The organism is Pseudoxanthomonas beigongshangi (assembly GCF_016820515.1).
GTDB classification, from domain to species: Bacteria; Pseudomonadota; Gammaproteobacteria; order Xanthomonadales; family Xanthomonadaceae; genus Pseudoxanthomonas_A; species Pseudoxanthomonas_A beigongshangi.
In genome coordinates this window covers 58,945-83,237 of the sequence record NZ_JADHDV010000018.1, presented here as the reverse complement: position 1 = coordinate 83,237, position 24,293 = coordinate 58,945, and the positions used below count along the sequence as shown (strand labels likewise).

Annotated in this window: 24 protein-coding genes; 9 read left to right on the top strand and 15 right to left on the bottom strand. The window is 68.2% G+C overall.

The genetic code is table 11. The features are described from left to right. The 5 genes from IQ458_RS14055 to IQ458_RS14035 all read right to left on the bottom strand — a co-directional run. Positions 1 to 369, bottom strand: a 369-nt coding sequence (locus IQ458_RS14055) for a biotin/lipoyl-containing protein (RefSeq protein ID WP_328805187.1), incomplete at its 3' end; no start/stop codon positions are given. Then, positions 366 to 734 carry an SH3 domain-containing protein gene (locus IQ458_RS14050; RefSeq protein WP_183639222.1) on the bottom strand — a complete coding sequence of 123 codons (369 nt, stop codon included), beginning with the start codon at positions 732 to 734 and terminating at the stop codon, positions 366 to 368. The genes IQ458_RS14055 and IQ458_RS14050, both read right to left, overlap by 4 nt. Continuing rightward, a complete protein-coding gene (locus IQ458_RS14045; RefSeq protein ID WP_183641215.1) occupies positions 734 to 1,765 on the bottom strand; it encodes an alpha-ketoacid dehydrogenase subunit beta in 1,032 nt (343 codons plus the stop codon). The genes IQ458_RS14050 and IQ458_RS14045 overlap by 1 nt, the downstream gene beginning before the upstream one ends. Positions 1,766 to 1,773: 8 nt before the next feature. Further along, on the bottom strand, positions 1,774 to 2,850 hold the full coding sequence (pdhA, locus tag IQ458_RS14040; protein ID WP_141455536.1) for a pyruvate dehydrogenase (acetyl-transferring) E1 component subunit alpha: 1,077 nt from the start codon (positions 2,848 to 2,850) through the stop codon (positions 1,774 to 1,776). Between the two features lie 334 nt (positions 2,851 to 3,184). Further along, entirely contained in the window at positions 3,185 to 6,385 is a 3,201-nt protein-coding gene (locus IQ458_RS14035) for a lamin tail domain-containing protein (protein WP_203323207.1), read from the bottom strand. Positions 6,386 to 6,632: 247 nt separating this feature from the next. Between IQ458_RS14035 and IQ458_RS14030 the strand changes: the two genes are divergently transcribed. Next, positions 6,633 to 7,505 carry a tryptophan 2,3-dioxygenase gene (locus IQ458_RS14030; protein WP_183639218.1) on the top strand — a complete coding sequence of 291 codons (873 nt, stop codon included), beginning with the start codon at positions 6,633 to 6,635 and terminating at the stop codon, positions 7,503 to 7,505. A 178-nt stretch (positions 7,506 to 7,683) separates the two neighbouring features. Beyond that, the gene (locus IQ458_RS14025) at positions 7,684 to 9,189 is read left to right on the top strand and encodes a peptide MFS transporter (RefSeq protein WP_203323206.1); all 1,506 of its coding nucleotides are present in this window, start codon (positions 7,684 to 7,686) and stop codon (positions 9,187 to 9,189) included. 81 nt (positions 9,190 to 9,270) lie between these two features. Here the strand turns inward: IQ458_RS14025 and IQ458_RS14020 are convergent, their stop codons facing one another. Next, on the bottom strand, positions 9,271 to 9,801 hold the full coding sequence (locus tag IQ458_RS14020; protein ID WP_183639214.1) for a MarR family winged helix-turn-helix transcriptional regulator: 531 nt from the start codon (positions 9,799 to 9,801) through the stop codon (positions 9,271 to 9,273). A 99-nt stretch (positions 9,802 to 9,900) separates the two neighbouring features. Between IQ458_RS14020 and hppD the strand changes: the two genes are divergently transcribed. The 4 genes from hppD (at position 9,901) to IQ458_RS14000 (ending at position 14,125) form a co-directional block, all read left to right on the top strand. Continuing rightward, entirely contained in the window at positions 9,901 to 10,995 is a 1,095-nt protein-coding gene (hppD, locus tag IQ458_RS14015) for a 4-hydroxyphenylpyruvate dioxygenase (protein ID WP_192197987.1), read from the top strand. 91 nt (positions 10,996 to 11,086) lie between these two features. Continuing rightward, positions 11,087 to 12,382, top strand: a complete 1,296-nt coding sequence (hmgA, locus tag IQ458_RS14010) for a homogentisate 1,2-dioxygenase (protein WP_203323205.1) — start codon at positions 11,087 to 11,089, stop codon at positions 12,380 to 12,382. A 61-nt stretch (positions 12,383 to 12,443) separates the two neighbouring features. Further along, positions 12,444 to 13,094: a lectin gene (locus tag IQ458_RS14005; RefSeq protein WP_183639209.1), complete on the top strand. Its 651-nt coding sequence runs from the start codon at positions 12,444 to 12,446 to the stop codon at positions 13,092 to 13,094. A gap of 83 nt (positions 13,095 to 13,177) precedes the next feature. Beyond that, positions 13,178 to 14,125, top strand: coding sequence for a calcium/sodium antiporter (locus IQ458_RS14000; RefSeq protein WP_203323204.1), 948 nt, complete (start codon positions 13,178 to 13,180; stop codon positions 14,123 to 14,125). Here IQ458_RS14000 and IQ458_RS13995 read toward each other — a convergent pair whose 3' ends face one another. From IQ458_RS13995 to IQ458_RS13970, 6 genes are read right to left on the bottom strand one after another with little or no spacing between them, the layout of a single operon-like run. Then, positions 14,126 to 14,488 (bottom strand): Na+/H+ antiporter subunit G, encoded by a 363-nt coding sequence (locus IQ458_RS13995; RefSeq protein ID WP_183639205.1) that lies wholly within the window; start codon positions 14,486 to 14,488, stop codon positions 14,126 to 14,128. Then, the gene (locus tag IQ458_RS13990) at positions 14,485 to 14,769 is read right to left on the bottom strand and encodes a K+/H+ antiporter subunit F (RefSeq protein ID WP_141455545.1); all 285 of its coding nucleotides are present in this window, start codon (positions 14,767 to 14,769) and stop codon (positions 14,485 to 14,487) included. The genes IQ458_RS13995 and IQ458_RS13990 overlap by 4 nt, the downstream gene beginning before the upstream one ends. Continuing rightward, positions 14,766 to 15,251: a Na+/H+ antiporter subunit E gene (locus tag IQ458_RS13985; protein ID WP_203323203.1), complete on the bottom strand. Its 486-nt coding sequence runs from the start codon at positions 15,249 to 15,251 to the stop codon at positions 14,766 to 14,768. The genes IQ458_RS13990 and IQ458_RS13985 overlap by 4 nt, the downstream gene beginning before the upstream one ends. Next, positions 15,251 to 16,786, bottom strand: coding sequence for a monovalent cation/H+ antiporter subunit D (locus IQ458_RS13980; protein ID WP_203323202.1), 1,536 nt, complete (start codon positions 16,784 to 16,786; stop codon positions 15,251 to 15,253). The genes IQ458_RS13985 and IQ458_RS13980 overlap by 1 nt, the downstream gene beginning before the upstream one ends. After that, positions 16,783 to 17,178 carry a Na+/H+ antiporter subunit C gene (locus tag IQ458_RS13975; protein WP_203323201.1) on the bottom strand — a complete coding sequence of 132 codons (396 nt, stop codon included), beginning with the start codon at positions 17,176 to 17,178 and terminating at the stop codon, positions 16,783 to 16,785. The genes IQ458_RS13980 and IQ458_RS13975 overlap by 4 nt, the downstream gene beginning before the upstream one ends. Beyond that, positions 17,178 to 20,012, bottom strand: coding sequence for a monovalent cation/H+ antiporter subunit A (locus tag IQ458_RS13970; RefSeq protein ID WP_203323200.1), 2,835 nt, complete (start codon positions 20,010 to 20,012; stop codon positions 17,178 to 17,180). The genes IQ458_RS13975 and IQ458_RS13970 overlap by 1 nt, the downstream gene beginning before the upstream one ends. Before the next feature lie 124 nt (positions 20,013 to 20,136). Here IQ458_RS13970 and IQ458_RS13965 point away from each other — a divergent pair, with 124 nt between their 5' ends. Beyond that, positions 20,137 to 21,006, top strand: coding sequence for an NAD-dependent epimerase/dehydratase family protein (locus IQ458_RS13965; protein ID WP_235996856.1), 870 nt, complete (start codon positions 20,137 to 20,139; stop codon positions 21,004 to 21,006). 16 nt (positions 21,007 to 21,022) lie between these two features. On the opposite strand, the gene IQ458_RS13960 is transcribed toward IQ458_RS13965, so the two are convergent. From IQ458_RS13960 to IQ458_RS13950, 3 genes are all read right to left on the bottom strand, one after another. Next, a complete protein-coding gene (locus tag IQ458_RS13960) occupies positions 21,023 to 21,502 on the bottom strand; it encodes an Mpo1 family 2-hydroxy fatty acid dioxygenase (RefSeq protein ID WP_203323198.1) in 480 nt (159 codons plus the stop codon). 89 nt (positions 21,503 to 21,591) lie between these two features. Further along, positions 21,592 to 21,927, bottom strand: a complete 336-nt coding sequence (locus IQ458_RS13955) for a DMT family transporter (RefSeq protein WP_203323197.1) — start codon at positions 21,925 to 21,927, stop codon at positions 21,592 to 21,594. A gap of 149 nt (positions 21,928 to 22,076) precedes the next feature. Then, positions 22,077 to 23,003 (bottom strand): phosphoribosylaminoimidazolesuccinocarboxamide synthase, encoded by a 927-nt coding sequence (locus IQ458_RS13950; protein ID WP_183639189.1) that lies wholly within the window; start codon positions 23,001 to 23,003, stop codon positions 22,077 to 22,079. Positions 23,004 to 23,188: 185 nt separating this feature from the next. On the opposite strand from IQ458_RS13950, the gene IQ458_RS13945 reads away from it, so the two are divergent. Together IQ458_RS13945 and rpe are read left to right on the top strand one after the other, a co-directional pair. Continuing rightward, on the top strand, positions 23,189 to 23,515 hold the full coding sequence (locus IQ458_RS13945; RefSeq protein ID WP_141455554.1) for a J domain-containing protein: 327 nt from the start codon (positions 23,189 to 23,191) through the stop codon (positions 23,513 to 23,515). 43 nt (positions 23,516 to 23,558) lie between these two features. Continuing rightward, positions 23,559 to 24,230 (top strand): ribulose-phosphate 3-epimerase, encoded by a 672-nt coding sequence (gene rpe / locus IQ458_RS13940; RefSeq protein WP_141455555.1) that lies wholly within the window; start codon positions 23,559 to 23,561, stop codon positions 24,228 to 24,230. The last annotated feature ends 63 nt before the right edge of the window (positions 24,231 to 24,293 follow it).

Below are 24,293 nucleotides of genomic sequence, written 5' to 3'. Positions count from 1 at the left end.
GGTTTCGGGGGCGGCGGGTGCAGGCGCAGGCGCGGCCGCCGCCGGAGCGGGTTCGGGCGCATGCGCCTTGGCCGGGCCGTGGTGGTGGCCGGTGTCCTGGCCTTCCGCGCGCTGCGGCAGGTTGGGATCGGGCTGGAACACCGCCAGCATGCTGCCGGTGACCACCACGTCGCCCGCGCCGCCGGCCAGCTTCAGCACCTTGCCGGAGACCGGCGACGGCACTTCCACGACCGCCTTGGCGGTTTCCATCGAGACCAGCGGCTCGTCGAGCCGGATCACGTCGCCTTCCTTGACGAACCACTCGACGATGGTGGCGTCGGGCAGGCCTTCGCCCAGATCGGGAAGATTGAAGGTCTTGCTGTCGCTCATTCGGATTTCTCTTGTGCAGGTGTTGCTTGGAAAGGTTCCAGGTTGCGCGCCGGAATCCAGCCGGTGCGGCCGAGTGCGTTCTCGGCCCACCACCAGTCCGCCATCTCGTGGTGCAGGGTCAGGATCTCGCCCTTCTCCGCATCCAGTTCGCGCGTGTCGTATTCGTCCGTCGCGGTGGCCGCGCCATGTTCGGCGTCGAACAGCGCGACCGGAATCCAGCCGCCCAGTCCGCTGGCCAGGCTGGTCCAGACGAACTGCGGCCAGTCGGTGTCGCGTTCGCCCAGCGTCACCGGATCGCCGGCGGCGATCCGGATGGCCGGGCGATCCGGCGCGCGGTGCGTCGCGATGACGCGCGCGCGCTTCATCAGCCGTTGGCCAGGGTGCGCTTGGCCGCGGCGACGATCTTGTCGACGCTGGGCAGGTACTTCATCTCCAGGCGGAACAGCGGAATGTGGGTGTCGTAGCCGGTGACGCGCTCGACCGGCGAGAGCAGGTCGTACATCGAATGCTCGGCCAGGCGCGCGGCGATCTCGGCGCCGAAGCCGGCGGTGCGCGGGGCTTCGTGCACGATCACGCAGCGGCCGGTCTTGGACACCGACTCGGCGATGGTGTCGAAGTCCAGCGGACGCAGCGTGGCCACGTCGATGACCTCGGCGCTGATGCCCTCGGCGGCCAGCTTGTCGGCGGCTTCCAGCGCTTCCTTCACCTGCGCGCCCCAGGTCACCAGGGTGACGTCGGTACCGTCGCGCAGCACGAAGCACACGTCCAGCGGCAGCGCCTCGCCGTCGTCGGCGACCACTTCCTTGTACTGGCGATAGATGCGCTTGGGCTCCATATAGATGACCGGATCCGGATCCCGGATCGCCGCCAGCAGCAGGCCGTAGGCGCGCTGCGGCGAGGAGGGAAGGACCACGCGCAGGCCGGGCACGTTGGTGAAGATGGCCTCGTTGGCCTCGCTGTGGTGCTCCGGCGCGCGGATGCCGCCGCCCCACGGCACGCGCAGCACCATCGGGCAGTGCAGGCGGCCACGGGTGCGGTAACGCATGCGCGCGGCGTGGCAGATGATGTGATCGACCATCGGGTAGACGAAGCCGTCGAACTGCGCTTCGGCGACCGGCTTCATGCCCTGCACGGCCAGGCCCACGGTGAGGCCGGCGATGGTGGTTTCGTCCAGCGGGGTGTCCAGGATGCGATCGGCGCCGAAGCGCTGCTGCAGGCCGGCGGTGGCGCGGAACACGCCGCCGTTCACGCCCACGTCCTCGCCCAGCACGATGACCGAGTCGTCATGCGCGATTTCCCAGGCCAGCGCCTGGGTGATGGCTTCGATCAGGGTGATCGCGGTCGGCGCCGCCACGGTGTCGGCCGCCTTGTGCTTGGCGGTGGTGTTGTTTTCCATCACGGTGCTCATGAGCGGCCCTCCGCGGCGAGCGCGGCGGCCCGTTGCGCCAGCAGTTCCGGCGGCGGATCCGCGTACAGGTAGTCGAACATCGCTTCGACCGGCTGCACCGGGGTGTTGAGATAGGCGTTCACTTCCTCGTCCACGCGCGCGCCGCATTCCTCCTTCCACTTGGCCTCTTCGGCCTCGTTCCAGGCACCCTGCGCGACCAGCCAGGTACGCAGGCGGGTCATCGGCTCGCGTTCCCAGGCCGCCTTCACTTCGGCGTCGTCGCGGTAGCGGCGGGCGTCGTCGGCGGTGGTGTGATCGGACAGGCGATAGGTGACGAATTCCAGCACGGTGCCGCCCTGGCCCTTGCGCGCGCGTTCACCGGCGCGGCGCATCGCTTCCAGCACGGCGATCAGATCGTTGCCGTCCACCTGCAGGCAGTGCAGGCCGCCGGCCAGGCCCTTCTGCGCCAGCGTCTGCGCACCGGTCTGGGCCTTGCGCGGCACCGAGATCGCCCAGCCGTTGTTGACCACGCACAGGATCAGCGGCAGCTCGTAGGCGCCGGCCGAATTCAGCGCGGCGTAGAAGTCGGTCTTGGACGAACCGCCGTCGCCGCAGGTGGCGACCGCCAGATGTGGCTGGCCACGCAGCTTAAACGCCAGCGCGGCGCCGGCGGCGTGCAGGCACTGGGTGGAAATCGGCACGCTCCAGGCGAAGTCGTGGCGGGCGATCTTGAAATCGTTGCCACGTTCGTCGCCGCCCCAGTACATCAGCACGTCGCGCGGCTGCACGCCACGCATGAACTGCGCGCCGTACTCGCGATAGCTGGGGGCGAACACGTCCTCGGGCTTCATCGAGGCGCCGATGCCGACGTGGGTGGCTTCATGGCCCAGGCAGGAGGCGTAGGTGCCCAGCTTGCCGGTACGTTGCAGCGCGATGGCCTTGGTGTCGAAGGTGCGCACGAACAGCATCTGCTTGAACAGCTCGCGCAGGCGCTGGGTGTCGCGCCCGGCTTCGGGCAGGTCGTCGCGGACGAGCTTGCCGTCCGGGCCGAGGTATTGGAGGAACTCGATTTCGAACTTTGCGGCGATGGTCATGCCGGGTGTCACTCTGCGGATGTTGCGGCGAATGTTGAAGGATCCAATGTTAAGGAACCGGAGCCGACCGGCCTTCCTGCGCTGCAACAACACAGATCCGCACGGGGCGCGGAAATACCGGGAAACGCTGGCGCGTCAGGTGCTTGGCGCCGGCCGCGCGGCGCCCGCGCGGGAATTGTCCGGAGGTTGGACCAGCGCGATTCTGCGCGGAAAAACCCCGGCTTGACGCGCACGCGGGGAAGGTGCACAGGGCGGGCGCACGCGGAAAACCAAGCGCGGAAACGACAAGGGCGCGGCCAGGCCGCGCCCTTGTTCATCCATCACCGATGCCGCGTCAGCGGATCAGCTGCGCGCGGTTGTTGCCGGCGTCCGGGTCCGGGGTGGCGCTGTCCACCTGCGCGGTGACGGCGAACACCGTGCCGCGCTTGGGCCGGTTCGGCACCACCAGCGCGAACGCCAGCACCTGCGTCGAACCGGAGGCCATCGGCGTGCTGCGCGTGCATTGCGCGGCCGAGCCGGTGGCGGTGTCGGCGGCGCGGCCACACGACCAGCCGCGCGGCGCTGCCACCGCCATGTGGCGTGCCTCGACATTGCTGGCCAGCACCACCTTCACCTGTTCGGCGGAATCCGGGCCGGCGTTGCGCACCGGCACCAGCAAGGTGGCGACGGCGCCGCGGCGGAACGTCGCCGCCCCGCCGAGCAGGCGTACCGACAGGTCGGCCTGCGGCAGCGCGGCCACCGTGACCGCCACGGCCGCGGTGTTGTCGGCATTGGCCGGATCCGGCACCGGCGAGCTGGCCGACACGCCCAGGCCGAGCGCGCCGCCGGCGACGCTGGCCGGCACCGCGACCTGCAGGCTGAAGCCGGCTTCGACACCGCTGGCCAGCGACGGCGTGGTGCAGGCCAGGCGGGTGCTGTCGCCGGATTGCACCGGCGCTTCGCAGGTCCAGCCCGGGGCGACGGCGCCCAGCACCGGTGCCACGTCCGCGGCGAACACGAACGCGACCGCGGCCGGCGCCGCCACGCCTGGACCGGCGTTGCGGACGGTGGCGGTGTAGGACACGGTATCGCCGACCGCCGCGCTGGCGCGATCCGCGCTCACCGTCGCCGACAGATCAGCGCGGGCGAAGCCCGGCACGCGGATGGCCAGGCGCACCGGATCATGATCCGAGGAGCGCAGCGCCACGCTGGCGTCGCCGAAGTTGTCCACGCCGAAATCGGCGTTGATGCGCGCGTGATCCACCTGCACGTCCGCACCCATTACCAGCGCCTCGTTGACCAGCACGTGATCCAGGGTCTGCGCGTTGCCGCCGAAGACATAGGAGTAGCGCTGCGCGGGATCGGCGATCAGCTGCGAACCATCGATCAGCGGCGTGGTCACCGGGCTGGCGGCCCAGGTCAGTACCTGATCGGCCGGCGCCGCGTCGCCACGCAGGATGCCCATCACGTCGACGTAGCCGTCGTTGAACTCGAACGCGTTGAAGTCACCGACCAGCACGATCTTCTCGTTCGGATCGGCCTGTTGCATCTGCTGCACCAGTCCGCCCAGGTAGGCAGCTTGCGCGGCGCGCTTGGCCCGCACGCGATCGCCACCGGTCGGCCAGCCGTTGCTGCCCGGCGCGGTGTCGTCCATGTCGTTGAGCGAACGCAGGTGGTTGACGATCACGGTGACCGGATAGCCGGCCGCACCGTCCTGGTGGATCCGCGCGCGCAGCCGCAGCGGCGGGCGATCGTTGAGCAGGCTGGTGCTGCCGTCGGGATTGGCCAGCGGGGTGTTCTTGCCGAACTGGGTCACTTCCAGCACTTCCACCCGCGGCGCGCCGCCGGCGGTGGCGCGGGAACTGACCAGGAAGCCGACGTTGATGCCGCCGACGTCGTTGCCCGGTTGCAGATAGGGAACATAGCCCGGGCGGCTGGCGCAGGTGGCGTCAATGCGCTCGGACAGCAACTGCAGCACGCGGGTGTTCTCCACTTCCACCACGCCGAGGATGTCCGGCGTCTTCAGGAAGCCGCAGATCGCCAGCGCCGCCTTGGCCAGGCGCTTGTCCAGCGCGGCCGGCGTCAGGGTGACCGCGCCGTTGCCGTCGGCCACCTCGTCGAACAGGCGCAGCAGGTTGAAGCTGCCGATGGTCGCCTCGTCGTAGCGCGCATCCGGAACCGCGCGCGGCGCCATGCCGGCGCCGGCCGTCGGCGGCGTGGCCGGATCCGGCAGCAGCGCCCAGGTGCCGGAGAAGTAGTCGAGCACGCCGGACAGCCCGGTGACCTCGGCGCCGGTGTCGACCGACAGCGGCTGCGCGTTGACCTGCCCACGGCTGCGCACCATCAGGCGTTCCTGGTTGGTGTCGAAGCGCGGCGGATGCTTGTCGCCGGGAATCGGGATGATGTCCATGACGCCGATGCCGGGTTCGCGGAACGGACGCGCGACCTCGGGCAGGGTCACGTGGAACACGCCGTCGCTGCTGGCGGTGGCGTCGTTCTCGTCGATGCTGCCCCCCGAGGGCGCCACCACCACCGCGCGGGCCACGCTCACGCGCATGCCTTCGAGGCGTTCCAGCGTGCCGGGCAGGGCGGCAGGTGCCAGATCGGCGGCCGCCAGTTCGACCGGCACCGGCAACGCCACGCCGGCTTCCAGCATCTCCACGGTCGGGCCGGTGATCTGGGTGATGGTCAGCTGGTGTGGATTGGAGGCAGGCACGAATTCGGCCACGGTGCCGGTCACGCGCACGCGGTTGCCGACTGCGGCGCTCGCCGGCGGCGCGCTGCCGGTGAACACGAACAGCCCTTCGGACGTGGCCGGATCGCCATCGTCGTTGGCGGCCTGCAGGAAGAAGCCGTTGTTGAACTTGAGTGCGGTGACCACGCCTTCGGTGATGACCCGCTTCTCCACATACGGCGAAATCAGTCCGTTGCCCTGGATCTGCGGAATGGTACGGGCCACCGGCGGATCCGGCGGGGCCGCGCCGCTGTTGCGCGGATTGGGCGTGCCGACGCTGAAGTCGGCGCCGTTGTTCTGGGTGTCGATGCTGCCTTCGCCATTGCGCAGCGCCGCGCTGGTGTTGCTCAACGTGCCGGTCGGGGCGGCGCCCTCGAAGCAGTTGGCCGCACTGCCGAAACCGACGAAGTCGACCAGGTTGGCGTCGGTGAGCGGACATCCGCCGGACAGCGTGGCGGTACTGCGGCTCAGCGCGATCTTGCCGGCGGTGCCGGACAGGGTGAGCGTGCCGGTCGCGTCAGGCGTCGGCAGATCGACGGTGCCGCCGTTGCCCTGCGCCTGCTGGATCAGGTAGTAGCCGCCCGGGGCGATGCTGCCGGCGAGGTTGGTGCGGCTCCAGGTGGTACCGGTGGAGGAGGCGTACTGCACGCTCCATCCGTCCAGGCTGACCGCGCTGGCGCCGTTGTTGCGCAGTTCGATGAAATCGTTCTTCAGCGTGGCGCCGCTGTTGCCGCCACCACCGTAGACCTGGCTGACCACCACCTGCGCCTGCGCCGTGGCGGCAAGCAGCAGGGTGGCGACCGAAAACAGCAAGACCGCCATGCGGCGGTTTCGAGGCATGCCCATCAACAGACTCTCCCTGACCGTGAATGCGAGCGCCGCTGCCCGATGCTGCCGTGGCCGGCTCCGGTTGGCGCAATGTAGCGGAAGCCTCCGGCCCGCGCATTGCATGGCGATGACATAAGTCCCGGTTTTTGCAGGCGACCGCCGGCCGGGGAGGGCGCGGTCGGCGGTATCGGTTACGCTGGCGACCCCGCTGCACCCGCAGCCTTGCCCCGCCTGTCGACGGATGTCCGTAGAAAAGAACGAACGCGCCCTGGAAGCCGGCATCCACACCGACCTGGAAGGCCGGCTGACCTACGGCGGCTACCTGCGCCTGGATCGTTTGCTGGCGGCACAGCAGCCGGTCTCGGATCCGGCCCATCACGACGAGCTGCTGTTCATCATCCAGCACCAGGTCTCCGAGCTGTGGATGAAGCTGATGATCCACGAGCTGCGCGCGGCCACCGTGCACCTGCAGCGCGACGAGGTGTGGCAGACCCGCAAGGTGCTCGCGCGCGCCAAGCAGGTGCTGCGCCAGTTGACCGAGCAATGGTCGGTGCTGGAAACGCTGACGCCTTCCGAATACATGGGATTCCGCGATCTGCTGGGGCCGTCGTCCGGCTTCCAGTCGCTGCAGTACCGCACCATCGAGTTCCTGCTGGGCAACAAGAACGCCGCGATGCTCAAGGTGTTCGCCCATGATCCCGAAGGACAGGCGCAGCTCCAGCGGATGCTGGAGGCGCCCAGCCTGTACGACGAGTTCCTGCGCTACCTGGCGCGTTTCGGCCACGCGGTGCCGCAGGAGCATCGCGAACGCGACTGGCGCCAGCCGCACGTGTCGGATTCGGCGCTGCTGCCGGTGTTCGAGCGCATCTACGAGGACACCGACCGCTACTGGCGCGAGTACTCGCTGTGCGAGGACCTGGTGGATCTGGAATCGCAGTTCCAGCTCTGGCGCTTCCGCCACATGCGCACGGTGATGCGCATCATCGGCTTCAAGCGCGGCACCGGCGGTTCCAGCGGCGTGGGCTTCCTCAAGCAGGCGCTGGAACTGTCGTTCTTCCCGGAACTGTTCGAGGTCCGGACCTCCATCGACGGCGACCGACCGGCGTCGCCCTGAGCCTCCCAGGCTCGGCCCCCGCAGGAAATCCGCGGGTTTTCCGGGCTTTCCGCTAGCCCACCGGCCCCCGTATTCAGGAAAAACGGCATTGACGGAGCCGCGGGCGTCGGTAATTCTCCCCCGTCCCGCGCGGCTTTCGCGTGGATTTGTCATTCCTGAATAACGAGGGGGAGACCGCATGAGCGGTGCCGTCGATACGCAAAACCCGGTGCAACCGATACCGGAATTCCAGCAGGCCCTGGGCCATCCGCGTCCATTGTGGATGCTGTTCATGACAGAATTCTGGGAGCGGTTCGCCTTCTACGGCATCCGCTGGGCGCTGGTGTTGTACATCGTGGCGCAGTTCTACGGCGGCAGCGGCACCGGCGAGACGCCGGCCAACCAGGTCTATGGCGCCTACCTGGCGCTGGTCTACGCGGCGGCCATCTTCGGCGGCTACGTGGCGGACCGGATCATCGGTTACCAGCGGTCGATCCTGCTGGGGGCGGCCATCATGGCGGCCGGCCTGTTCATGATCGCCGTGCCGGACCAGAACATCTTCAAGGTGGGCCTGGCCACGATCATCGCCGGCAATGGCCTGTTCAAGCCGAACATCTCGACCATGGTCGGCAAGCTCTACACGGTCGGCGACGAGCGCCGTGATTCGGGCTTCACCCTCTTCTACATGGGCATCAACCTGGGTGCGATGATCTCGCCGCTGCTGACAAGCTGGCTGGCCGAGAAGGTGTTCGGCACCGATACGATGCCGGTGTACAAGATCGTGTTCATCACCTCCGGCATCGGCATGCTGATCAGCCTGGTCTGGTTCTGGTTCGGACGCAGCCAGCTCAAGGGCATCGGCGTGCCGCCGGTGGGCGGCGAGAGCATGGCGCGGTTGGCGGTCACGGCGATTTGCGCGATCGCGGCGATCCCGGTGTTCTACTTCCTGCTGAACCTCGGCGCGGATTCACTGCAGTGGATCCTCACCGCGATGTTCATCGGCCTGGCGATCCTGTTGCTGGTCGAAGGCATCCGCAATGGGCCCAAGCAGCGCGACATGGTGATCGCGATGTTGATCATCTTCGCCTTCAACGTGCTGTTCTGGTGCTTCTTCGAGCAGGCCGGCAGCTCCTTCAGCTTCCTCGCCGACAAGATCGTCAATCGCGACTTCGGCGGCTGGATTTTCCCGGTCGGCTGGTTCCAGTCGGTCAACTCGGTCGCCATCATCACCCTGGCCCCGATCATGGCGTGGCTGTGGGTCAAGATGGGCCGCGCCAACCCGTCGATCCCGCGCAAGTTCGGCCTGGGCCTGATCTTCAACGGCCTGGCGTTCCTGTTGCTGATGTTCGCGCTGTCCAGCCTGGTGGATCCGCAGAGCCTGAAGATTCCGTTCTGGACGCTGTTCGCGGTGTACTGGATCCAGTCCATCGGCGAGTTGTGCCTGTCGCCGATCGGCCTGTCGATGGTGACCAAGCTGGCACCGGTGCGCCTGGTCGGTTTTGGCATGGGCGGCTGGTTCCTGTCCACCGGCATCGGCAACAACCTGTCCGGCATCTTCGCCAGCCACGTCAGCGGCGAGACCGGCATGACCACGGCCTCGGCGCTGTCCGGCTACACCTTCGGGTTCTGGACCCTGCTCGGTTTCGGCGTGCTGCTGTTCCTGATCGCGCCGCTGGTGCAGAAGCTGATGCACGGCGTGAAGTAAGCCGACGGCGTCGACTTGAAAAGAAAAAGGCGGCCGATGGCCGCCTTTTTCGTGTCCGCGGAATGTTTTCCGCGTGCGTTGTCAGTCGGCCTGCTTCCACGGCGTGGACCCGGTCATATGGGCGACGCCGTCGGACAGCTTGTCGATCAGCTGGCTGAGCTGCCGGGTTTCTTCGGGGCTCAGTTCCGACAGCAGCCGGCGCTCGCACTCCAGGGTCATCGGCGCGACTTCGTCGTAGACCGAGTAGCCGACTTCCGACAGCGCCAGCACCGAGCGGCGGCGGTCGTCGCCGTGGGTATCGCGCTTGATCAGTCCGCGTTCCAGCAGCTTGGCCACGGCCCGGCTGACCGCCACCTTGTCCATCGCGGTGCGCTCGGCGACCTCGCCGGCGGACAGGTCCGAGAACCGCCCCAGCACCGCCATGATCCGCCACTCGGTGATGGCCAGGCCGAAGCGCTGGTCGTACAGGTGGGCGATGGTCTGGCTGACCCGGTTGGACAGCACGCTCAGGCGGTAGGGCAGGAATCGCTCCAGCTCCAGTACGGCATGGGGGTGCGGCTCGGCCGGGGCCGGCGCGGCTGGGGCATCAGGGGTCGGATTGGGATCGTTCATGGGGCCGGTTCGGAAAGGGATGGCGCGGCGCAGCTTGCAAGTAGTTTCAATTGAAACTATAAAGCAGGCTGTCCCACCGCAAGCCTAGCGAGGCGCTACATGAACGCACAACCCAACCTCGGCATGCAGGTCACCACCTTCGAGAACCCGATGGGTATCGACGGCTTCGAATTCGTTGAATTCGCCGCCCCGGATGGCCAGGGCGAGGCCCTGCACGACTATTTCCGCCGGCTCGGCTTCACCGCCGTGCTGCGCCACAAGACCCGTCCGATCACCGTGTACCGCCAGGGCGGGGTGAACTTCCTGGTCAACGAGGATCCGGATTCGTTCGCCGCCGATTTCGCCCGTGCGCACGGTCCCTGCGCCTGCGGCTTCGCGATCCGCTTCAGCAAGCCGGCCGAACTGGTGTATGACACCGTCCTCCACAACGGTGGCGAGGCGATCGATCACAAGCCGGAAACCCGCGCGGTTTCCGCGCCGGTGGTCAAGGGCATCGGCGACTGCATGCTGTACCTGGTGGATCGCTACGGCGGTACCGGGAGCATCTACGACGGCGACTACCTGCCGGTGCAGGGCGCGGAGCAGAACCCGAAGGGCTTCGGGCTGACCTTCATCGATCACCTGACCCACAACCTGTACTTCGGCAACATGGACAAGTGGTCGGATTATTACGAGCGCCTGTTCAACTTCCGCGAAATCCGCTACTTCGACATCAAGGGCGCCAAGACCGGCCTGCTGTCCAAGGCGATGACCGCGCCGGATGGCATCGTGCGCATCCCGCTCAACGAATCCTCGGATCCGAAGTCGCAGATCAACGAGTACCTGGACGCGTACAAGGGCGAGGGCATCCAGCACATCGCCTGCTTCACCGACGACATCTACGAGACGGTGGAAGCCATGCGCGAGGCCGGCGTCGAGTTCCTCGACACCCCGGACACCTATTTCGACGTGATCGACCAGCGCGTGCCGGATCATGGCGAGGATGTGCCGCGGCTGGCCAGGAACAAGATCCTGATCGACGCCGATCCCGAGACCCACCAGCGCAAGTTGCTGCAGATCTTCACCCAGAACGCGATCGGCCCGATCTTCTTCGAGATCATCCAGCGCAAGGGCAACGAAGGCTTCGGCGAAGGCAACTTCCAGGCGTTGTTCGAGAGCATCGAACGCGACCAGATGCGCCGCGGCGTGCTCTGAACCCGGGCGGCGCCTGGCGCCGCTCCCCAGTTCAGGCAGAATCGCGTCATCGGCATCGCCGCGACGGACGTCGCGGCCACAGGCAGGCACCATGAAAAGCAGCGGCTACCAAACCGGTTTCGGCAACCATTTCGCCAGCGAGGCCGTGGCCGGCACGCTGCCGATCGGACGCAACTCGCCGCAGCGGGTGGCCCACGGCCTGTACGCCGAGCAGCTCTCGGGCACGGCGTTCACCGCGCCGCGCAGCGAGAACCGCCGCAGCTGGCTGTACCGGATCCGCCCGGCGGCGATGCATTCGAATTTCGAGGCGTTCGAGCAGCCGCGCTTCCACAACGATTTCGGCAGCGGGCCGGTGACCCCGGATCAGCTGCGCTGGAATCCGCTGCCGCTGCCGGAAGCATCCACGGATTTCGTCGAAGGCCTGTACACCATGGCCGGCAACGGCTCGGCCGCCGGCCAGCATGGCGTCGGCGTCCACCTGTACGCGGCCAACCGCTCGATGCAGGGTCGGTTCTTCTACGATGCCGATGCCGAGTTGCTGATCGTGCCGCAGCAGGGGCGGTTGCACATCGCCACCGAACTGGGCGTGGTCGAGGTGGAGCCGCAGCAGATCGCGGTGATTCCACGCGGCGTGCGCTTCCGTGTCGAACTGCCGGATGGCCCGTCGCGCGGTTACGTGTGCGAGAACTTCGGCGCCGCGCTGCGCCTGCCCGACCTGGGGCCGATCGGCGCCAACGGCCTGGCCAATCCGCGTGATTTCGAAACGCCGCACGCGGCGTACGAAGAAGTGGAAGGCGAGTTCGAATTGATCGCCAAGTTCCAGGGCCACCTGTGGCGCGCGTCGATCGGCCATTCGCCGCTGGACGTGGTCGGCTGGCACGGCAACTACGCGCCGTACCGCTACGACCTGCGCCACTTCAACACCATCGGGTCGATCAGCTTCGATCACCCGGATCCGTCGATCTTCACCGTGCTGACCTCGCCCAGCGACACCCACGGCACCGCCAACCTGGATTTCGTGATCTTCCCGCCGCGCTGGCTAGTGGCGCAGGACACGTTCCGTCCACCGTGGTTCCACCGCAATGTCGCCAGCGAGTTCATGGGCCTGATCACCGGCGTGTACGACGCCAAGGCCGAGGGCTTCGCGCCGGGCGGTGCGTCGCTGCACAACTGCATGACCGGACATGGCCCGGACGCGGCCACCTTCGAGAAGGCCAGCGCCGCGGACCTGGCCAAGCCGGATGTCATCCGCGACACCATGGCCTTCATGTTCGAGACCCGCGCGGTGATCCGCCCCGCCGCGCAGGCGCTGGAAGCCGGTCATCGCCAGCGCGACTACCTTGCCTGCTGGGCCGGATTGCAGAAGCACTTCCGCAAACCGGACTGATCCGTTCGCGACAGCTTCACCGCGACGCGCTAGGCTGCGGCTTTCCCACGGAGCCGCCGCCATGACGTTCGCCCCCAAGCCGGTCCTGCTGACTTTCGCCCTGACGCTGGCGCTGGCCGCCTGCAAGCCGCCGGCCGCGCAGCCACCGGCCGAGGCGGACGCACCGGCTCCCGCGCCGCCGCCGGCCGCGAGCGTTCCCGCCGAACCCACCACTCCGCCCACCACTCCGCCCGCCACCGATCCCGCCGCGCCGCCCGCATTGGCCCAGGCCGGGCTGGCCGGTTTCGGCGACATGAAGCTGGGCAGCAGCGAAGACGAGGCCAAGGCTGCCTGGGGCGGCGAGCTCAAGTCGCTGCCGGCGGGCGAGGGCAGTACCTGCCACTACCTGCTGCCGAAGTGGGCGAAGGACGGCAACGAACTGGCCTTCATGATCGAGGACGGCAAATTCGTCCGCTACGACGTCGGCAACGACAAGGAGACCGCGCCCGGCGGCGGCAAGGTCGGCATGCAGGCCGATGCCCTGCAGAAGCTCTACAACGGTGGCCTGCAATCCACGCCGCACAAGTACGTCGAGGGCGGCCAATACCTGTCGATGGCCGCCAGCGGAGTGGCGCCGAGCAAGCTGGTGTTCGAGGTCGGCGCCGACGGCAAGGTCAGCCGTTGGCGGGTCGGCCTGATCCCGCAGGCCGACTACGTGGAAGGCTGCTCCTGAGTTTCCCTCCGCCGACGGTGGCTGGCTGGTGGCCGGCCGCCGCGCGGGCATAGAATCGCCCATCGACGCGAGGAGGCGCACGGATGGAAGCATGGGGCTTTTTCCTGCTGGGCCTGGTGCTGCTGGCACTGGGTGGTGATTCCATCGTCAAGGGCGCCTCGGCGCTGGCGCAGCGCCTGGGGGCCTCGCCCTTCGTCGCCGGCCTGCTGCTGATCGCCTTTGGCACTTCGCTGCCGGAACTGGCGGTCAACGCGCGCGCGGCTTGGGTGGGCGCGCAGGACCTGGCGCTGGGCAACGCGGTCGGCAGCAATATCGCCAACCTCGGCCTGACCCTGGGCCTGGCGGCGCTGTGCGCGCCTTTGCTGGTGCGCATGCGCCTGCTGTCGCCATTGCTGCTGCTGCTGGTGGCGGCGACGCTGGCGCTGATCGTGCTCGGCCTGGACGGTGTGATCGGACGCATCGAAGGCGGCGTGCTGCTGCTGGCCTTCGTCGCCATGCTCGCCTTCCTGCTCGCGCGCGGTGCGCGCGAGGACGAGGCGGTGCGCGCGGATGTCGCCGCCTATGCCGGTCCCGCGGTTGCCTGGTGGCAGGCATTGCTGCGCCTGGCCATCGCCATCGCGCTGCTGTACTTCGGCTCGAAATTCATCGTCCAGTCCGCGACCACGCTCGGCGCCGGACTGGGCCTGACGCCGCTGCTGTCCGGCCTGTTGCCGGTGGCGATTGGCACCGCCCTGCCGGAAGTGGCGGCCGCCATCGCGGCGGCGCGGCGCGGGCAGGGCGACATGGTGGCCGGCCACGTGATCGGTTCCAGCCTGTTCAACCTGTTGGTCGTGGTGGGCGGTATGGCGGTGTTCCGACCACTGCCGTTGCCGACCTCCTTCGTCCGCCTGGAGCTGCCGGCGGCGATCGCCTTCGCGGTGATCCTGTTGCCGATGTTGCGCGGGGACCTGCGCGTGAGCCGGGGCGAGGGCGCCGTGCTGGTGCTGGCGTTCGTGGCCTGGGTGGTGCTGGAAATCGCGATGCTGGCCTGATCAGGCCGGGTCGTCCTGCGCGGGTTCGCCCGCCTGTCCATCGGTCTGGCCGGGTTCGGGTGGGCGCGTGGCCATCTTCAGCGACAGCGCGGCCTTGGCCATCAGGTGCGCGCTGATCGGCGCGGTGATGAACAGGAACGCGGTGACCAGCAATTCACGCGGTTGCGGATCGTGCCCCAGTGAAGCGTGGTAGCCGACCGAGGCCAGCAGCACGCAACCCACGCCCAGCGTGCTGGCCTTGGTCGGGCCATGCAGGCGCTTGAAGAAATCCGACAGCTTGGCCAGTCCGTAGGAACCGACCAGGATGAAGAAGCTGCCGACGGCCAGCAGCGTCGCGAGCAGCACGGCGATCAGCATGTTCATTCGACGATGTCCCGGCGCAGGATGTACTTGCTCAGCACCACGGTGCCGACGAAGCCGAGCATCGCGATGATCAACGCGGCCTCGAAGTAGATTGGCGTGTCCAGGTGCATGCCGAACAGCATCAGTTCGGCGATGCCGGCCACGAACAGGGTATCCAGCGCGAGAATCCGATCCGGCACGGTCGGCCCGCGCAGCAGGCGCCACAGCGCCAGCAGCATGGCCAGGCCGACCACGTGCATGGAGCCGACGATGGCCACGGCGACGATGGATTCGGGCGTCATGGGAATATCTCCATCAAGGGCGCTTCGTAGCGGTGCTTGATCTGGGCGACTACCGCTTCCGGATCCTTCAGATCGAACACGTGCACGAGCAGGTGGCGGCGGTCGTCCGACAACACCGCCGACAGGGTGCCGGGTGTCAGGGTGATGATGCTGGTCAGCGCGGCGATGCCATGGATGTTGCCGATGTCCAGCGGCACCCAGACGAAGCCGGGCGTGATCGCCGACTCCGGTCCCAGCACGCGGCGCGCGACTTCGATGTTGGAACGGACGATGTCCCAGCCCAGCACCCACAGCATGCGCGGTACCTGGCGCAGGCGGCCGATCTGGGCGAACTCGCGATCCAGGCGTGCGGCGAACAGCGGGATGACGATCGCCAGCACCACCGCCAGCACGGCGTGCCCCCAGCTGAGCGCCGAGTTCATCAGCAGCCAGAAGCAGAAGATCGTCAGGCTCAGCGGCCAGGAAGGAATCCAGCGCTTCATCAGGGTTTCCTCATCGCCGGCAATTGCGCGCGCACCTGTTCCACATAGTCGGTCGGCGACAACAACTGGGCGGCGGCGGCGCGCGTGTAGTCCAGGATCGGGGCGGCGGCCAGCACCATCGCCACGCCGTAGCCGAGCAGCAGCACGGTGGCGGCGGTTTCCCGCGTGCGCGCCGGCGCCGCGATCGTGCCCGATGGTGCGGGAACCTGGGCGCCCGGGGGCACCCGCCAGAACAGCCGCGTGCCCGCGCGCGCCATGCCGACCAGGACCAGGAAACTGCTCACCAGCAGCGCCGCCCAGATCCAGCGTTGTTCGACCGTGGCCATCAGCAGCACCAGCTTGCCGATGAAACCCGACAGCGGCGGCAGGCCGGCCAGCGATACCGCCGCGATCAGGAACATCAGACCGGGCAGGGTCTTGGACGGCACCGGCAGTCCGCGATCCCCGCGATCGCCATCGGCGCCGCGCTGGCGCCGGACCAGATCCGCGATCAGGAACAGCGACGCGCCCGCGAAGGTGCTGTGCGCCAGGTAGTAGAGTCCCGCGCCGATGGTGCCTTCGCGGGTCAGCGCGAAGGCGATGAACAAGGTCGCCGCCGACACCAGCACCAGGTAGGCCGCCAGCGCGCGCAGCCTGACCGCTGCCATCACTCCCAGCGAGGCCAGGGCCAGCGTGATCACGCCGGCCGGCAGCAGCCAGTCCCAGGCGAATCCGGCCAGCGCGCCTGCCGACGCGCCGAACAGCAGCAGGCATACCCGCAGCACCGCGTACAGGCCGACCTTGGTCATGATCGCGAACAGTCCCGCGACCGCGGCCGGTGCGTGGGTGTAGGTCTGCGGCAGCCACAGGTACATCGGCAGCAGCGCCGCCTTGGTGCAGAACACCAGCAGCAGCAGGCCGGCGGCGGCCTGGATCAGCGGTAGATCGGCGGCCGGTGCCTGCGCGATCTTCGTCGACATCTCGGCCATGTTGAGCGAGCCGAGCAGCGCGTACAGCAGGCCCAGTGCCATCAGGAACAGGGTCGAGGCGGCGATGTTGACGCTGACGTAGTGGAAACCGGCGCGCATGCGATCGCCGCGCCCGCCGCTGAGCATCAGTCCATAGGAGGCGATCAGCAGCACTTCGAAGAACACGAACAGGTTGAACAAATCGCCGGTCAGGAACGCGCCGTTCAGGCCCATCAGCTGGAACTGGAAGAAGGCGTGGAAATGCGGCGCGCGCCGATCCCAGCCGGCGCCGGCGTGCAGCAGGCAGGCCACCGCCAGCAGCACCGACACCAGCACCATCATCGCCGACAGGCGATCCACCATCAGGCTGATGCCCAGCCGCGCCGGCCAGTCGCCGAGCAGATAGACCAGCACCGTGCCGTCTGCGGCCGCGCGCAGCAGGCACACCGCCACCAGCACCTGCGCGGCCAGCGAGACACCGGCAATCAAACGTTGCGGCACCATGCCGAAACGGCGGTGCTCGGCGAACAACGCCAGCGCCGCGGCGAACAGCGGGATCAGGATCGGCAGCAGCGGCAGGTGGCTCATGCCCTCCTCCGCCGGTCTTCGTGGTAGCTGTCCACGCGCGCCTCGTGCAGACGTTCGCCGGCGGCGCCGTCGACGTGATCGCTGCCGTTGTCGGCGCGGCTGCGGATCGCCAGCACGATGCTGACCGCGGTCATCGCGAACGCGATCACGATCGCGGTCAGCACCAGCGCCTGCGGCAGCGGGTCTGTGTAGTAGGCGAGGGTGGTCGCCACGCCGTCGCGCAGCACCGGCGGCTTGCCGGCCACCACACGGCCACCGGCGAAGATCAGCAGGTTGGTGGCGTAGGAGAGCAGGGTCATCCCGAGGATGACGTCGAAAGTGCGCGCGCGCAGCAACAGGTACACGCCGGAGGCGGTGAGCAGGCCGATCGCGCTGGCCAGGGCGAGTTCCATCAGCGTTCCACCTCGCCGGTCCGGAGTGAGCGCCGGTCGAGATCGATGACACCATCGCGCGCTTCCCGCGTGCGCGAGGGTTTGATCGTGCCCAGCATCGAGAGAATCAGCATCGCGCCGCCGAACACCACTAGGTAGACGCCGGTGTCGAACACCATCGCGCTGGTCAGCTCCAGGTCCCCGATCAGCGGCAGCGTCCATACGACGTGGCCGCTGGTGAGGAACGGGTACCCCAGCAGCAGCGGCGCGACCCCGCCCAGCCCCGCCACCAGCAGGCCCACGCCGATGCAGCGCACGTAATCGAAACCGAAGCGCGACTCGACCGAGGCGGCGCCCTGCATGACGTACTGCATCAGCAGCGGCACCGCCAGAACCAGACCGGCGACGAAACCGCCACCGGGGGCGTTGTGCCCGCGCAGGAACAGGAAGAACGAGACGGTGAGCGTCAGCGGGAACATGATCTGGGCCAGATCCGCCGGCACCGGTAGCGGAATCGGCGGGCCGGGCATGATCTTCTCCGGCGCCATCCGCGCGCGCCGCAGCAGCGCATGCACCAGCAGGGCGGCGATGCCGAACACCGTGATCTCGCCGAAGGTATCGAAACCGCGGAAATCGACCAGGATCACATTGACCACATTGTGGCCGAACGCCTCCGGCAACGAGCGCGCCAGCATTTCCTCGCCGATGCCGCCGGCCGGCCGGGTCATCGCCGCGTAGGCCAGCACCGCCACGCCGGTACCGGCGACCAGGGCGATCACGATATCGCGCCAGCGCCGCGCCGCGTTGCGCTCCGGCGGCGAGCGGAACGGCAGGTAATGCATGCCCAGCAGCAGCAGCGGCAGGCTGACCATTTCCACCAGCAACTGGGTCAGCGCCAGATCCGGCGCCGACAGGAACACGAAGGTCAGGCTGACCGCCAGTCCCGCGCCGCCCAGCAGGATTAGCACCACCAGGCGCTGCCGGTACCAGCGCAGCGAGGTGATCGCGCAGGCCGCCAGCACCAGCCACAGCACCCAGCCCAGCGGCGGCATCGGTTGCGGCGCGCGCCATTCGATGGAAGCGCCGCCGGACAGGAACGGCGCCAGTCCGACCGCGATCGCCGCCAGCACCAGCCAGGCCAGGCTGCGCTGCAGGCTGCCGTTGGCGATGCGCCGGGTCAGCCGCTGCGCCAGCGCGAACAGCGCCTCGACGTTGAACAGGAAGATGCGCCGTCCCAGCGACTGGCGGACGATCGCGTGCAGATCCAGCAACCGGCGCAGGCCGAAATACAGCGCCACGCCGCCGACCAGGCTGACCACGCTCATCAGCAGCGGCAGGTTGAAGCCGTGCCAGACCGCCAGGCTGTAGGTCGGCGCGGCGGCGCCGAGCGTGCCGCGCACCGCCGCCTCCAGCACCGGGGCGATGGTCCAGGCCGGGACGATGCCCACGATCAGGCACAACACCACCAGGATCTCGACCGGGATCTTCATCCAGCGCGCGGGCTCGTGCGGTTCGTGTTCCAGCGCGCGGGGGCCCTTGCCGAAGAACGTGTCGTGGACGAAGCGCAGGCTGTAGGCGACGCCGAAGATGCCGGCCAGCACCGCGACCAGGCTCATCGCCGAGCGCATGGTCGCGTGCGCGTCGCTCATATCCAGCGTCTCGGCGAAGAACATTTCCTTGGACAGGAAACCGTTGAGCAGCGGCACGCCGGCCATCGCCAGGCTGGCGATGATCGCCAGTGTGCTGGTGAACGGCAGGTAATGGCGCAGGCCACCGAGCCGGCGCATGTCGCGGGTGCCGGTCTCGTGATCGATGATGCCGGCTGCCATGAACAGCGAGGCCTTGAACACCGCGTGGTTGAGGATGTGGAACAGGCCGGCGACCACCGCCATCGGGGTGGAGAGGCCGAACAGCAACGTGATCAGGCCCAGATGCGAGATGGTCGAATAGGCCAGCAGGCCCTTGATGTCCTGCTGGAAGATCGCCTGCCAGGCGCCGATCAGCAGCGTCGCCGCGCCGATCGCGCTGACCAGGTAGAAGAACAGTTCGCTGCCGGCCAGGGCAGGGTGCAGGCGCGCCAGCAGGAACACGCCGGCCTTCACCATCGTCGCCGAATGCAGGTAGGCTGAAACCGGCGTCGGCGCGGCCATCGCGTGCGGCAGCCAGAAGTGGAACGGAAACTGCGCGCTCTTGGTGAACACGCCCAGCAGCACCAGTACCAGGGTCAGCGGATACAGCGCGTGGGCGCGGATCTGCGGGCCGGCGGCGAGCACGTCATCCAGTTGGTAACTGCCGACGATATGGCCCAGCAGCAGCGCGCCGGCCAGCAGCGCCAGGCCGCCACCGCCGGTGATCGCCAGCGCCATGCGCGCGCCCTCGCGGGCGTCCTGGCGCTGGTGCCAGTAACCGATCAGCAGGAACGAACTGATGCTGGTCATCTCCCAGAACACCAGCAGCAGGATCAGGTTGCCGGCCAGCACCACGCCGAGCATGGAGCCCATGAACAGCAGCAGGTACGCATACAGGCGCACCGCCGAATCGCGCGGGCTCAGGTAGTAGTGCGCGTACATCACCACCAGCGCGCCGATCGCCAGCACCAGCCCGGCGAAAGTCCAGGCCAGGCCGTCCAGGCGCAGGCCGAAGGCGAGGCCAAGCTGGGGAATCCAGGGATGCTCCGCGTGCACGACGCCGCCGTGCAGGATCTCCGGCGTCATCGTCGCCAGCAGGCCCAGGCCCAGCAATGGCGCCGCGCCGGCCAGCCAGGCCGCCATGCTGCGCGACTTGGGTCGCCACAGTGCGATGAGCAGGGCGATCAGGAACGGCAGGCACAGGAGCAGGTCGAGAGATGCGGACACTCGTCGGACTTCGATGGCGGGTGTTGACCCGAGTTTAACAGGGCAACGCACGCGGAATGGCGGCTTCGCTATGCTTTGCACCGGTTCCGGCCATCTCGTTCATCCACGGGGAAACGTGCATTCCATGTCTTCGCAGTCCCGCAGCGCCCTGATCTTCGGCGGCACCGGACAGATCGGCGCGGCCCTGCTGGCGCGTCTGCGCGCGGCGGGTTGGCGCAGCTACGCCGTGTCACGGCAATCGCGCGAGCAACAGTCCGGCGTTCACTGGTTGCGAGGGGAGTTCGACGCGATGCCGGAACTCCCCGAGCGGGTCGACGTGATTTTCAGCACTGGTCCGCTGGATCGTTTTTCACATTGGTACGCGGACGCGCGAATGGCATGTCCGCGCGTGGTGGCCTTCGGATCCACGAGCGTCGAGACCAAGCACGCTTCCGCCGACAGTGGCGAGCGTGATTTGGCCGGACGCCTGCGGGATGCCGAGGCGCGGGTGTTCGGGACGGCGGCGCTGCGGGGGGCGCAGGCCACGGTGCTGCGTCCCACGCTGGTCTATGGCGCGGGCAGCGACCAGACCCTGTCGCGAATCGCGGCGATGGCACGGCGCAGCGGATTCTTCGTGTTGCCTGCCAATGCGCGCGGGCGGCGCCAGCCGGTCCATGTGGCGGACCTGGCCGCGGCCGCCCAGGCGGTGGTGGATGTGGCGGCCACGCACGCCAAGGCCTATGCGTTGCCCGGTGGCGAAACCGTGGTCTATCGCGAAATGGTCCGACGCACGCTGGCCGCGCTGCAGCCTCCGCCGCGCCTGATCGTGCTGCCGTCGCCGATGTTTTCCGCCGCGGTCCTGGCGGCGCGCGCGAGCGGACGTTTGCAGGGCCTGACGGGTGCGGCGGTGGCGCGTATGCGCGAGGACCTGGTATTCGACGCCGGGCCGGCGCGACAGGATTTCGGCTACGCGCCGCGCGGTTTCCAGCCGGATGCGGACATGCTGCCGCGCTGAGCGCGGCGCATCCCGATCAGTAACGCCAGCCCATCACCCGGTAGAACTTGGCCAGGACCCAGGCCGGCCCGATCAGCAGGTAGGTGAGATCGGTGAGGAAACTCGGTTTGCGGCCTTCGATCTTGTGGCCGATGAACTGCGCGATCCAGGCGACCACGAACACGCACAGGGCCAGCCAGAACAGGTTCGCCACCCCCAGCATGCCTTCCAGCCAGCGGGTCAGCCAGGCCATCGCCACGAAGATCGCCAGCATGCCCAGGCCGAGCGGGCGCGACATCCGGTTGTAGAACATCCACGCACCGAACATCGCCAGCGCCGCCCAGATGCCGGACTTCATCCAGGTGCCGAACACGGGGATGCACCACAGCAGCGCGACCACCGTCCACAGGATGGCGGGGACGGCGAAGAGGTGGATCTTCTGGTTGGTGACGTTCTGGTGGTCGCCGGAGTAACTGGCGAACCAGCGGTCCACCGGGCGTTGCGCGGTCGCGTTCATGCATCCCTCCCGAGGATGTCGATGCGGCAGGGTATGGAGCATAGCGCAGGCGCGGGCGGCGCGCGCTGTGCGCGGGCCGGCACCGGGGTTCAATGACCGGAGACGCGCGAGAACAGCTGGATCACGGCCACCCCGGCCACGATCAGGCCCATGCCGAGCACGGCCGGCAGGTCCAGGCTCTGCTTGAGCACCAGCCAGCCGATCAGAGCGATCAGCACGATGCCCGCCCCGGACCAGATCGCATAGGCAACGCCGATCGGGACGGTTTTCATCACTAGCGACAGGCAGTAGAAGGCGATGCCGTAGCCGATGGCCACGATCAGCGATGGCCCGAGCCGGGTGAAGCCGGCCGCCGATTTCAACGCGCTGGTGGCGACGACCTCGGCCACGATGGCGATGGCCAGATACAGGTAACCCGGATTCATGGACGAGGCCGGCGAGGTGCGAACAGCACGGGATGGCGATGCTAGCCCACGCCGCGGTGAACGCCACCCGACCGGCGCGCGCCAGGCGCCGGTCCCGCAAGAGCGGCGGTAACCTCGGTAGGAGCGGCCTCCGGCCGCGAGCCCCGGGATCAATCCAGCCGCAGATCAGCCAGCCGCAGCAGCGCTTCGGCGTACTTCGCGCGGGTGCGTTCGATGACTTCGGCGGGCAGGCGCGGGCCCGGCGCGGTCTTGTCCCAGTCCAGCGTTTCCAGGTAGTCGCGCACGAACTGCTTGTCGTAGCTCGGCGGGCTGGTGCCGACCTCGTACTGATCCGCCGGCCAGTAGCGCGAGGAATCGGGAGTCAGCATCTCGTCCATGATGTACAGGCGGCCGTCGGCGTCGGTACCGAACTCGAACTTGGTGTCGGCCAGCAGGATGCCGCGCTCGGCCGCGTACTCGGCGGCGTAGCGGTAGATGCGCAGGGTGGCGTCGCGCACGCGCTCGGCCAGTTCCGCGCCCACGGTCTTGACCATCGCGTCGAAATCGATGTTCTCGTCGTGGTCGCCGACCGCCGCCTTGGTGGAGGGCGTGAAAATCGGTTCCGCCAGACGTTCGGCCTGGCGCAGGCCGTCGGGCAGCTCGATGCCACTGACCTTGCCCGTGCGCTGGTAGTCCTTCCAGCCGCTGCCGATCAGGTAGCCGCGGGCGATGGCTTCCACCGGCACCGGCTTGAGCCTGCGGGTCACCACCGCGCGCTTCGCGTACAGCGCGGGATCCACGCCTGCGGGCAGCACGCTGGCCACGTCGATGCCGGTCAGGTGGTTGGGCAGCAGGTGGGCGGTCTTGGCGAACCAAAAGTTGGAGATCTGGCAGAGCATCTCGCCCTTGCCGGGAATCGGATCCGGCAGCACCACGTCGAACGCGCTGAGGCGATCGGTGGCTACCATCAGCAGGTAGTCGCCAGGCGGCGCGTCGGCGGGCAGACGCTCGCGGGGAATGTCGAATACATCGCGGACCTTGCCGCGGTGGCGCAACGGCAGGCCGGGCAGATCGGATTGAAGCAACGTCGTCGGCACAAATACTCCTCGGGGAGTCCGGATTTCGGTCGGAAGGGCGCGCGCAGCGCACCCGAAGTCCTCCCCGCTCCGTGTCCCGCAAGCCGCCTGGGCGTGCCCGGAACCCGGCCGGGCCGCGTAGTGTACGGCGATGCCGGGCCGCTGTGCCGTAAAATGGCCGCCAATTTCACGGAAACCCCGCCCGGATGAAGCGCTGGTACGGCAAATTGCTCGGATTCATCGCCGGCTGGCTGCTGATGCGGCACCCGGTGGGCGGCCTGATCGGGCTGCTGATCGGCCATGCCTTCGACGAGGACTGGTTCAAGCTGTCCCGGGACAACCCCTACCGGGTGTTCAACCTCACCAGCGACGCCACCGACGCCGAGATCGACCAGGCCTACCGCCGGCTGATTTCCCAGTACCACCCCGACAAGTACGCGGGCGCCGCCGAGGAACTGCGCCGCCAGGCCGAGCGCAAGGCCGGCGAAATCAATGCCGCCTACGACCGCATCAAGACCCTGCGCCGGCGCTGAACGCGCCCGCGCCTTCCCGCCGCACCGACCCGACGAGAGCCCCATGTCCGATTGCCTGATTGCCCCCTCCATCCTGTCCGCCGACTTCGCCAGGCTGGGCGAGGAAGTCGACAACGTGATCGCCGCCGGCGCCGACTGGGTGCACTTCGACGTGATGGACAACCACTACGTCCCCAACCTCACCATCGGCCCGATGGTGTGCCAGGCCCTGCGCAAGCACGGCGTCACCGCGCCGATCGACGTGCACCTGATGGTGGAACCGGTGGATCGGATCATCCCGGACTTCGCCGAGGCCGGCGCCAGCATCATCAGCTTCCATCCCGAGGCCTCGCGTCATGTCCATCGCACGGTGCAGCTGATCAAGTCGCACGGCTGCAAGGCCGGGCTGGTGCTGAATCCGGCCACGCCGGTGGACGTGCTGGACTGGGTGCTGGCGGATCTGGATCTGGTCCTGCTGATGTCGGTGAATCCCGGCTTCGGCGGCCAGGCGTTCATTCCTTCCGCGCTCGACAAGCTGCGTGCGGTCCGCGAAAAGATCGATGCCTCCGGCAAGGCCATCCGGCTGGAAATCGACGGCGGGGTGAAGGCCGACAACATCGGCGAAATCGCCGCAGCCGGCGCCGACACCTTCGTCGCCGGCTCGGCGATCTTCAACGCGCCGGACTACGCCGATGTCATCCGCCGCATGCGCGAAGCCGTCGCCGCCGCCCGCTGAGTAGAGCGGAGCTTGCTTCGCTGTGCGAGGTTGGTTCCGCGCGAAGAGCAGCCGAGCAAGCTC

What these genes read in the sequence shown, in the direction of transcription:
- IQ458_RS14050 (WP_183639222.1), bottom strand. Translation starts at nt 734, where the DNA reads ATGAAGCGCGCGCGCGTCATCGCGACGCACCGCGCGCCGGATCGCCCG.
- IQ458_RS14045 (WP_183641215.1), bottom strand. Translation starts at nt 1,765, where the DNA reads ATGGAAAACAACACCACCGCCAAGCACAAGGCGGCCGACACCGTGGCG.
- pdhA (WP_141455536.1), bottom strand. Translation starts at nt 2,850, where the DNA reads ATGACCATCGCCGCAAAGTTCGAAATCGAGTTCCTCCAATACCTCGGC.
- IQ458_RS14035 (WP_203323207.1), bottom strand. Translation starts at nt 6,385, where the DNA reads ATGGCGGTCTTGCTGTTTTCGGTCGCCACCCTGCTGCTTGCCGCCACG.
- IQ458_RS14030 (WP_183639218.1), top strand. Translation starts at nt 6,633, where the DNA reads ATGTCCGTAGAAAAGAACGAACGCGCCCTGGAAGCCGGCATCCACACC.
- IQ458_RS14025 (WP_203323206.1), top strand. Translation starts at nt 7,684, where the DNA reads ATGAGCGGTGCCGTCGATACGCAAAACCCGGTGCAACCGATACCGGAA.
- IQ458_RS14020 (WP_183639214.1), bottom strand. Translation starts at nt 9,801, where the DNA reads ATGAACGATCCCAATCCGACCCCTGATGCCCCAGCCGCGCCGGCCCCG.
- hppD (WP_192197987.1), top strand. Translation starts at nt 9,901, where the DNA reads ATGAACGCACAACCCAACCTCGGCATGCAGGTCACCACCTTCGAGAAC.
- hmgA (WP_203323205.1), top strand. Translation starts at nt 11,087, where the DNA reads ATGAAAAGCAGCGGCTACCAAACCGGTTTCGGCAACCATTTCGCCAGC.
- IQ458_RS14005 (WP_183639209.1), top strand. Translation starts at nt 12,444, where the DNA reads ATGACGTTCGCCCCCAAGCCGGTCCTGCTGACTTTCGCCCTGACGCTG.
- IQ458_RS14000 (WP_203323204.1), top strand. Translation starts at nt 13,178, where the DNA reads ATGGAAGCATGGGGCTTTTTCCTGCTGGGCCTGGTGCTGCTGGCACTG.
- IQ458_RS13995 (WP_183639205.1), bottom strand. Translation starts at nt 14,488, where the DNA reads ATGAACATGCTGATCGCCGTGCTGCTCGCGACGCTGCTGGCCGTCGGC.
- IQ458_RS13990 (WP_141455545.1), bottom strand. Translation starts at nt 14,769, where the DNA reads ATGACGCCCGAATCCATCGTCGCCGTGGCCATCGTCGGCTCCATGCAC.
- IQ458_RS13985 (WP_203323203.1), bottom strand. Translation starts at nt 15,251, where the DNA reads ATGAAGCGCTGGATTCCTTCCTGGCCGCTGAGCCTGACGATCTTCTGC.
- IQ458_RS13980 (WP_203323202.1), bottom strand. Translation starts at nt 16,786, where the DNA reads ATGAGCCACCTGCCGCTGCTGCCGATCCTGATCCCGCTGTTCGCCGCG.
- IQ458_RS13975 (WP_203323201.1), bottom strand. Translation starts at nt 17,178, where the DNA reads ATGGAACTCGCCCTGGCCAGCGCGATCGGCCTGCTCACCGCCTCCGGC.
- IQ458_RS13965 (WP_235996856.1), top strand. Translation starts at nt 20,137, where the DNA reads ATGTCTTCGCAGTCCCGCAGCGCCCTGATCTTCGGCGGCACCGGACAG.
- IQ458_RS13960 (WP_203323198.1), bottom strand. Translation starts at nt 21,502, where the DNA reads ATGAACGCGACCGCGCAACGCCCGGTGGACCGCTGGTTCGCCAGTTAC.
- IQ458_RS13955 (WP_203323197.1), bottom strand. Translation starts at nt 21,927, where the DNA reads ATGAATCCGGGTTACCTGTATCTGGCCATCGCCATCGTGGCCGAGGTC.
- IQ458_RS13945 (WP_141455554.1), top strand. Translation starts at nt 23,189, where the DNA reads ATGAAGCGCTGGTACGGCAAATTGCTCGGATTCATCGCCGGCTGGCTG.
- rpe (WP_141455555.1), top strand. Translation starts at nt 23,559, where the DNA reads ATGTCCGATTGCCTGATTGCCCCCTCCATCCTGTCCGCCGACTTCGCC.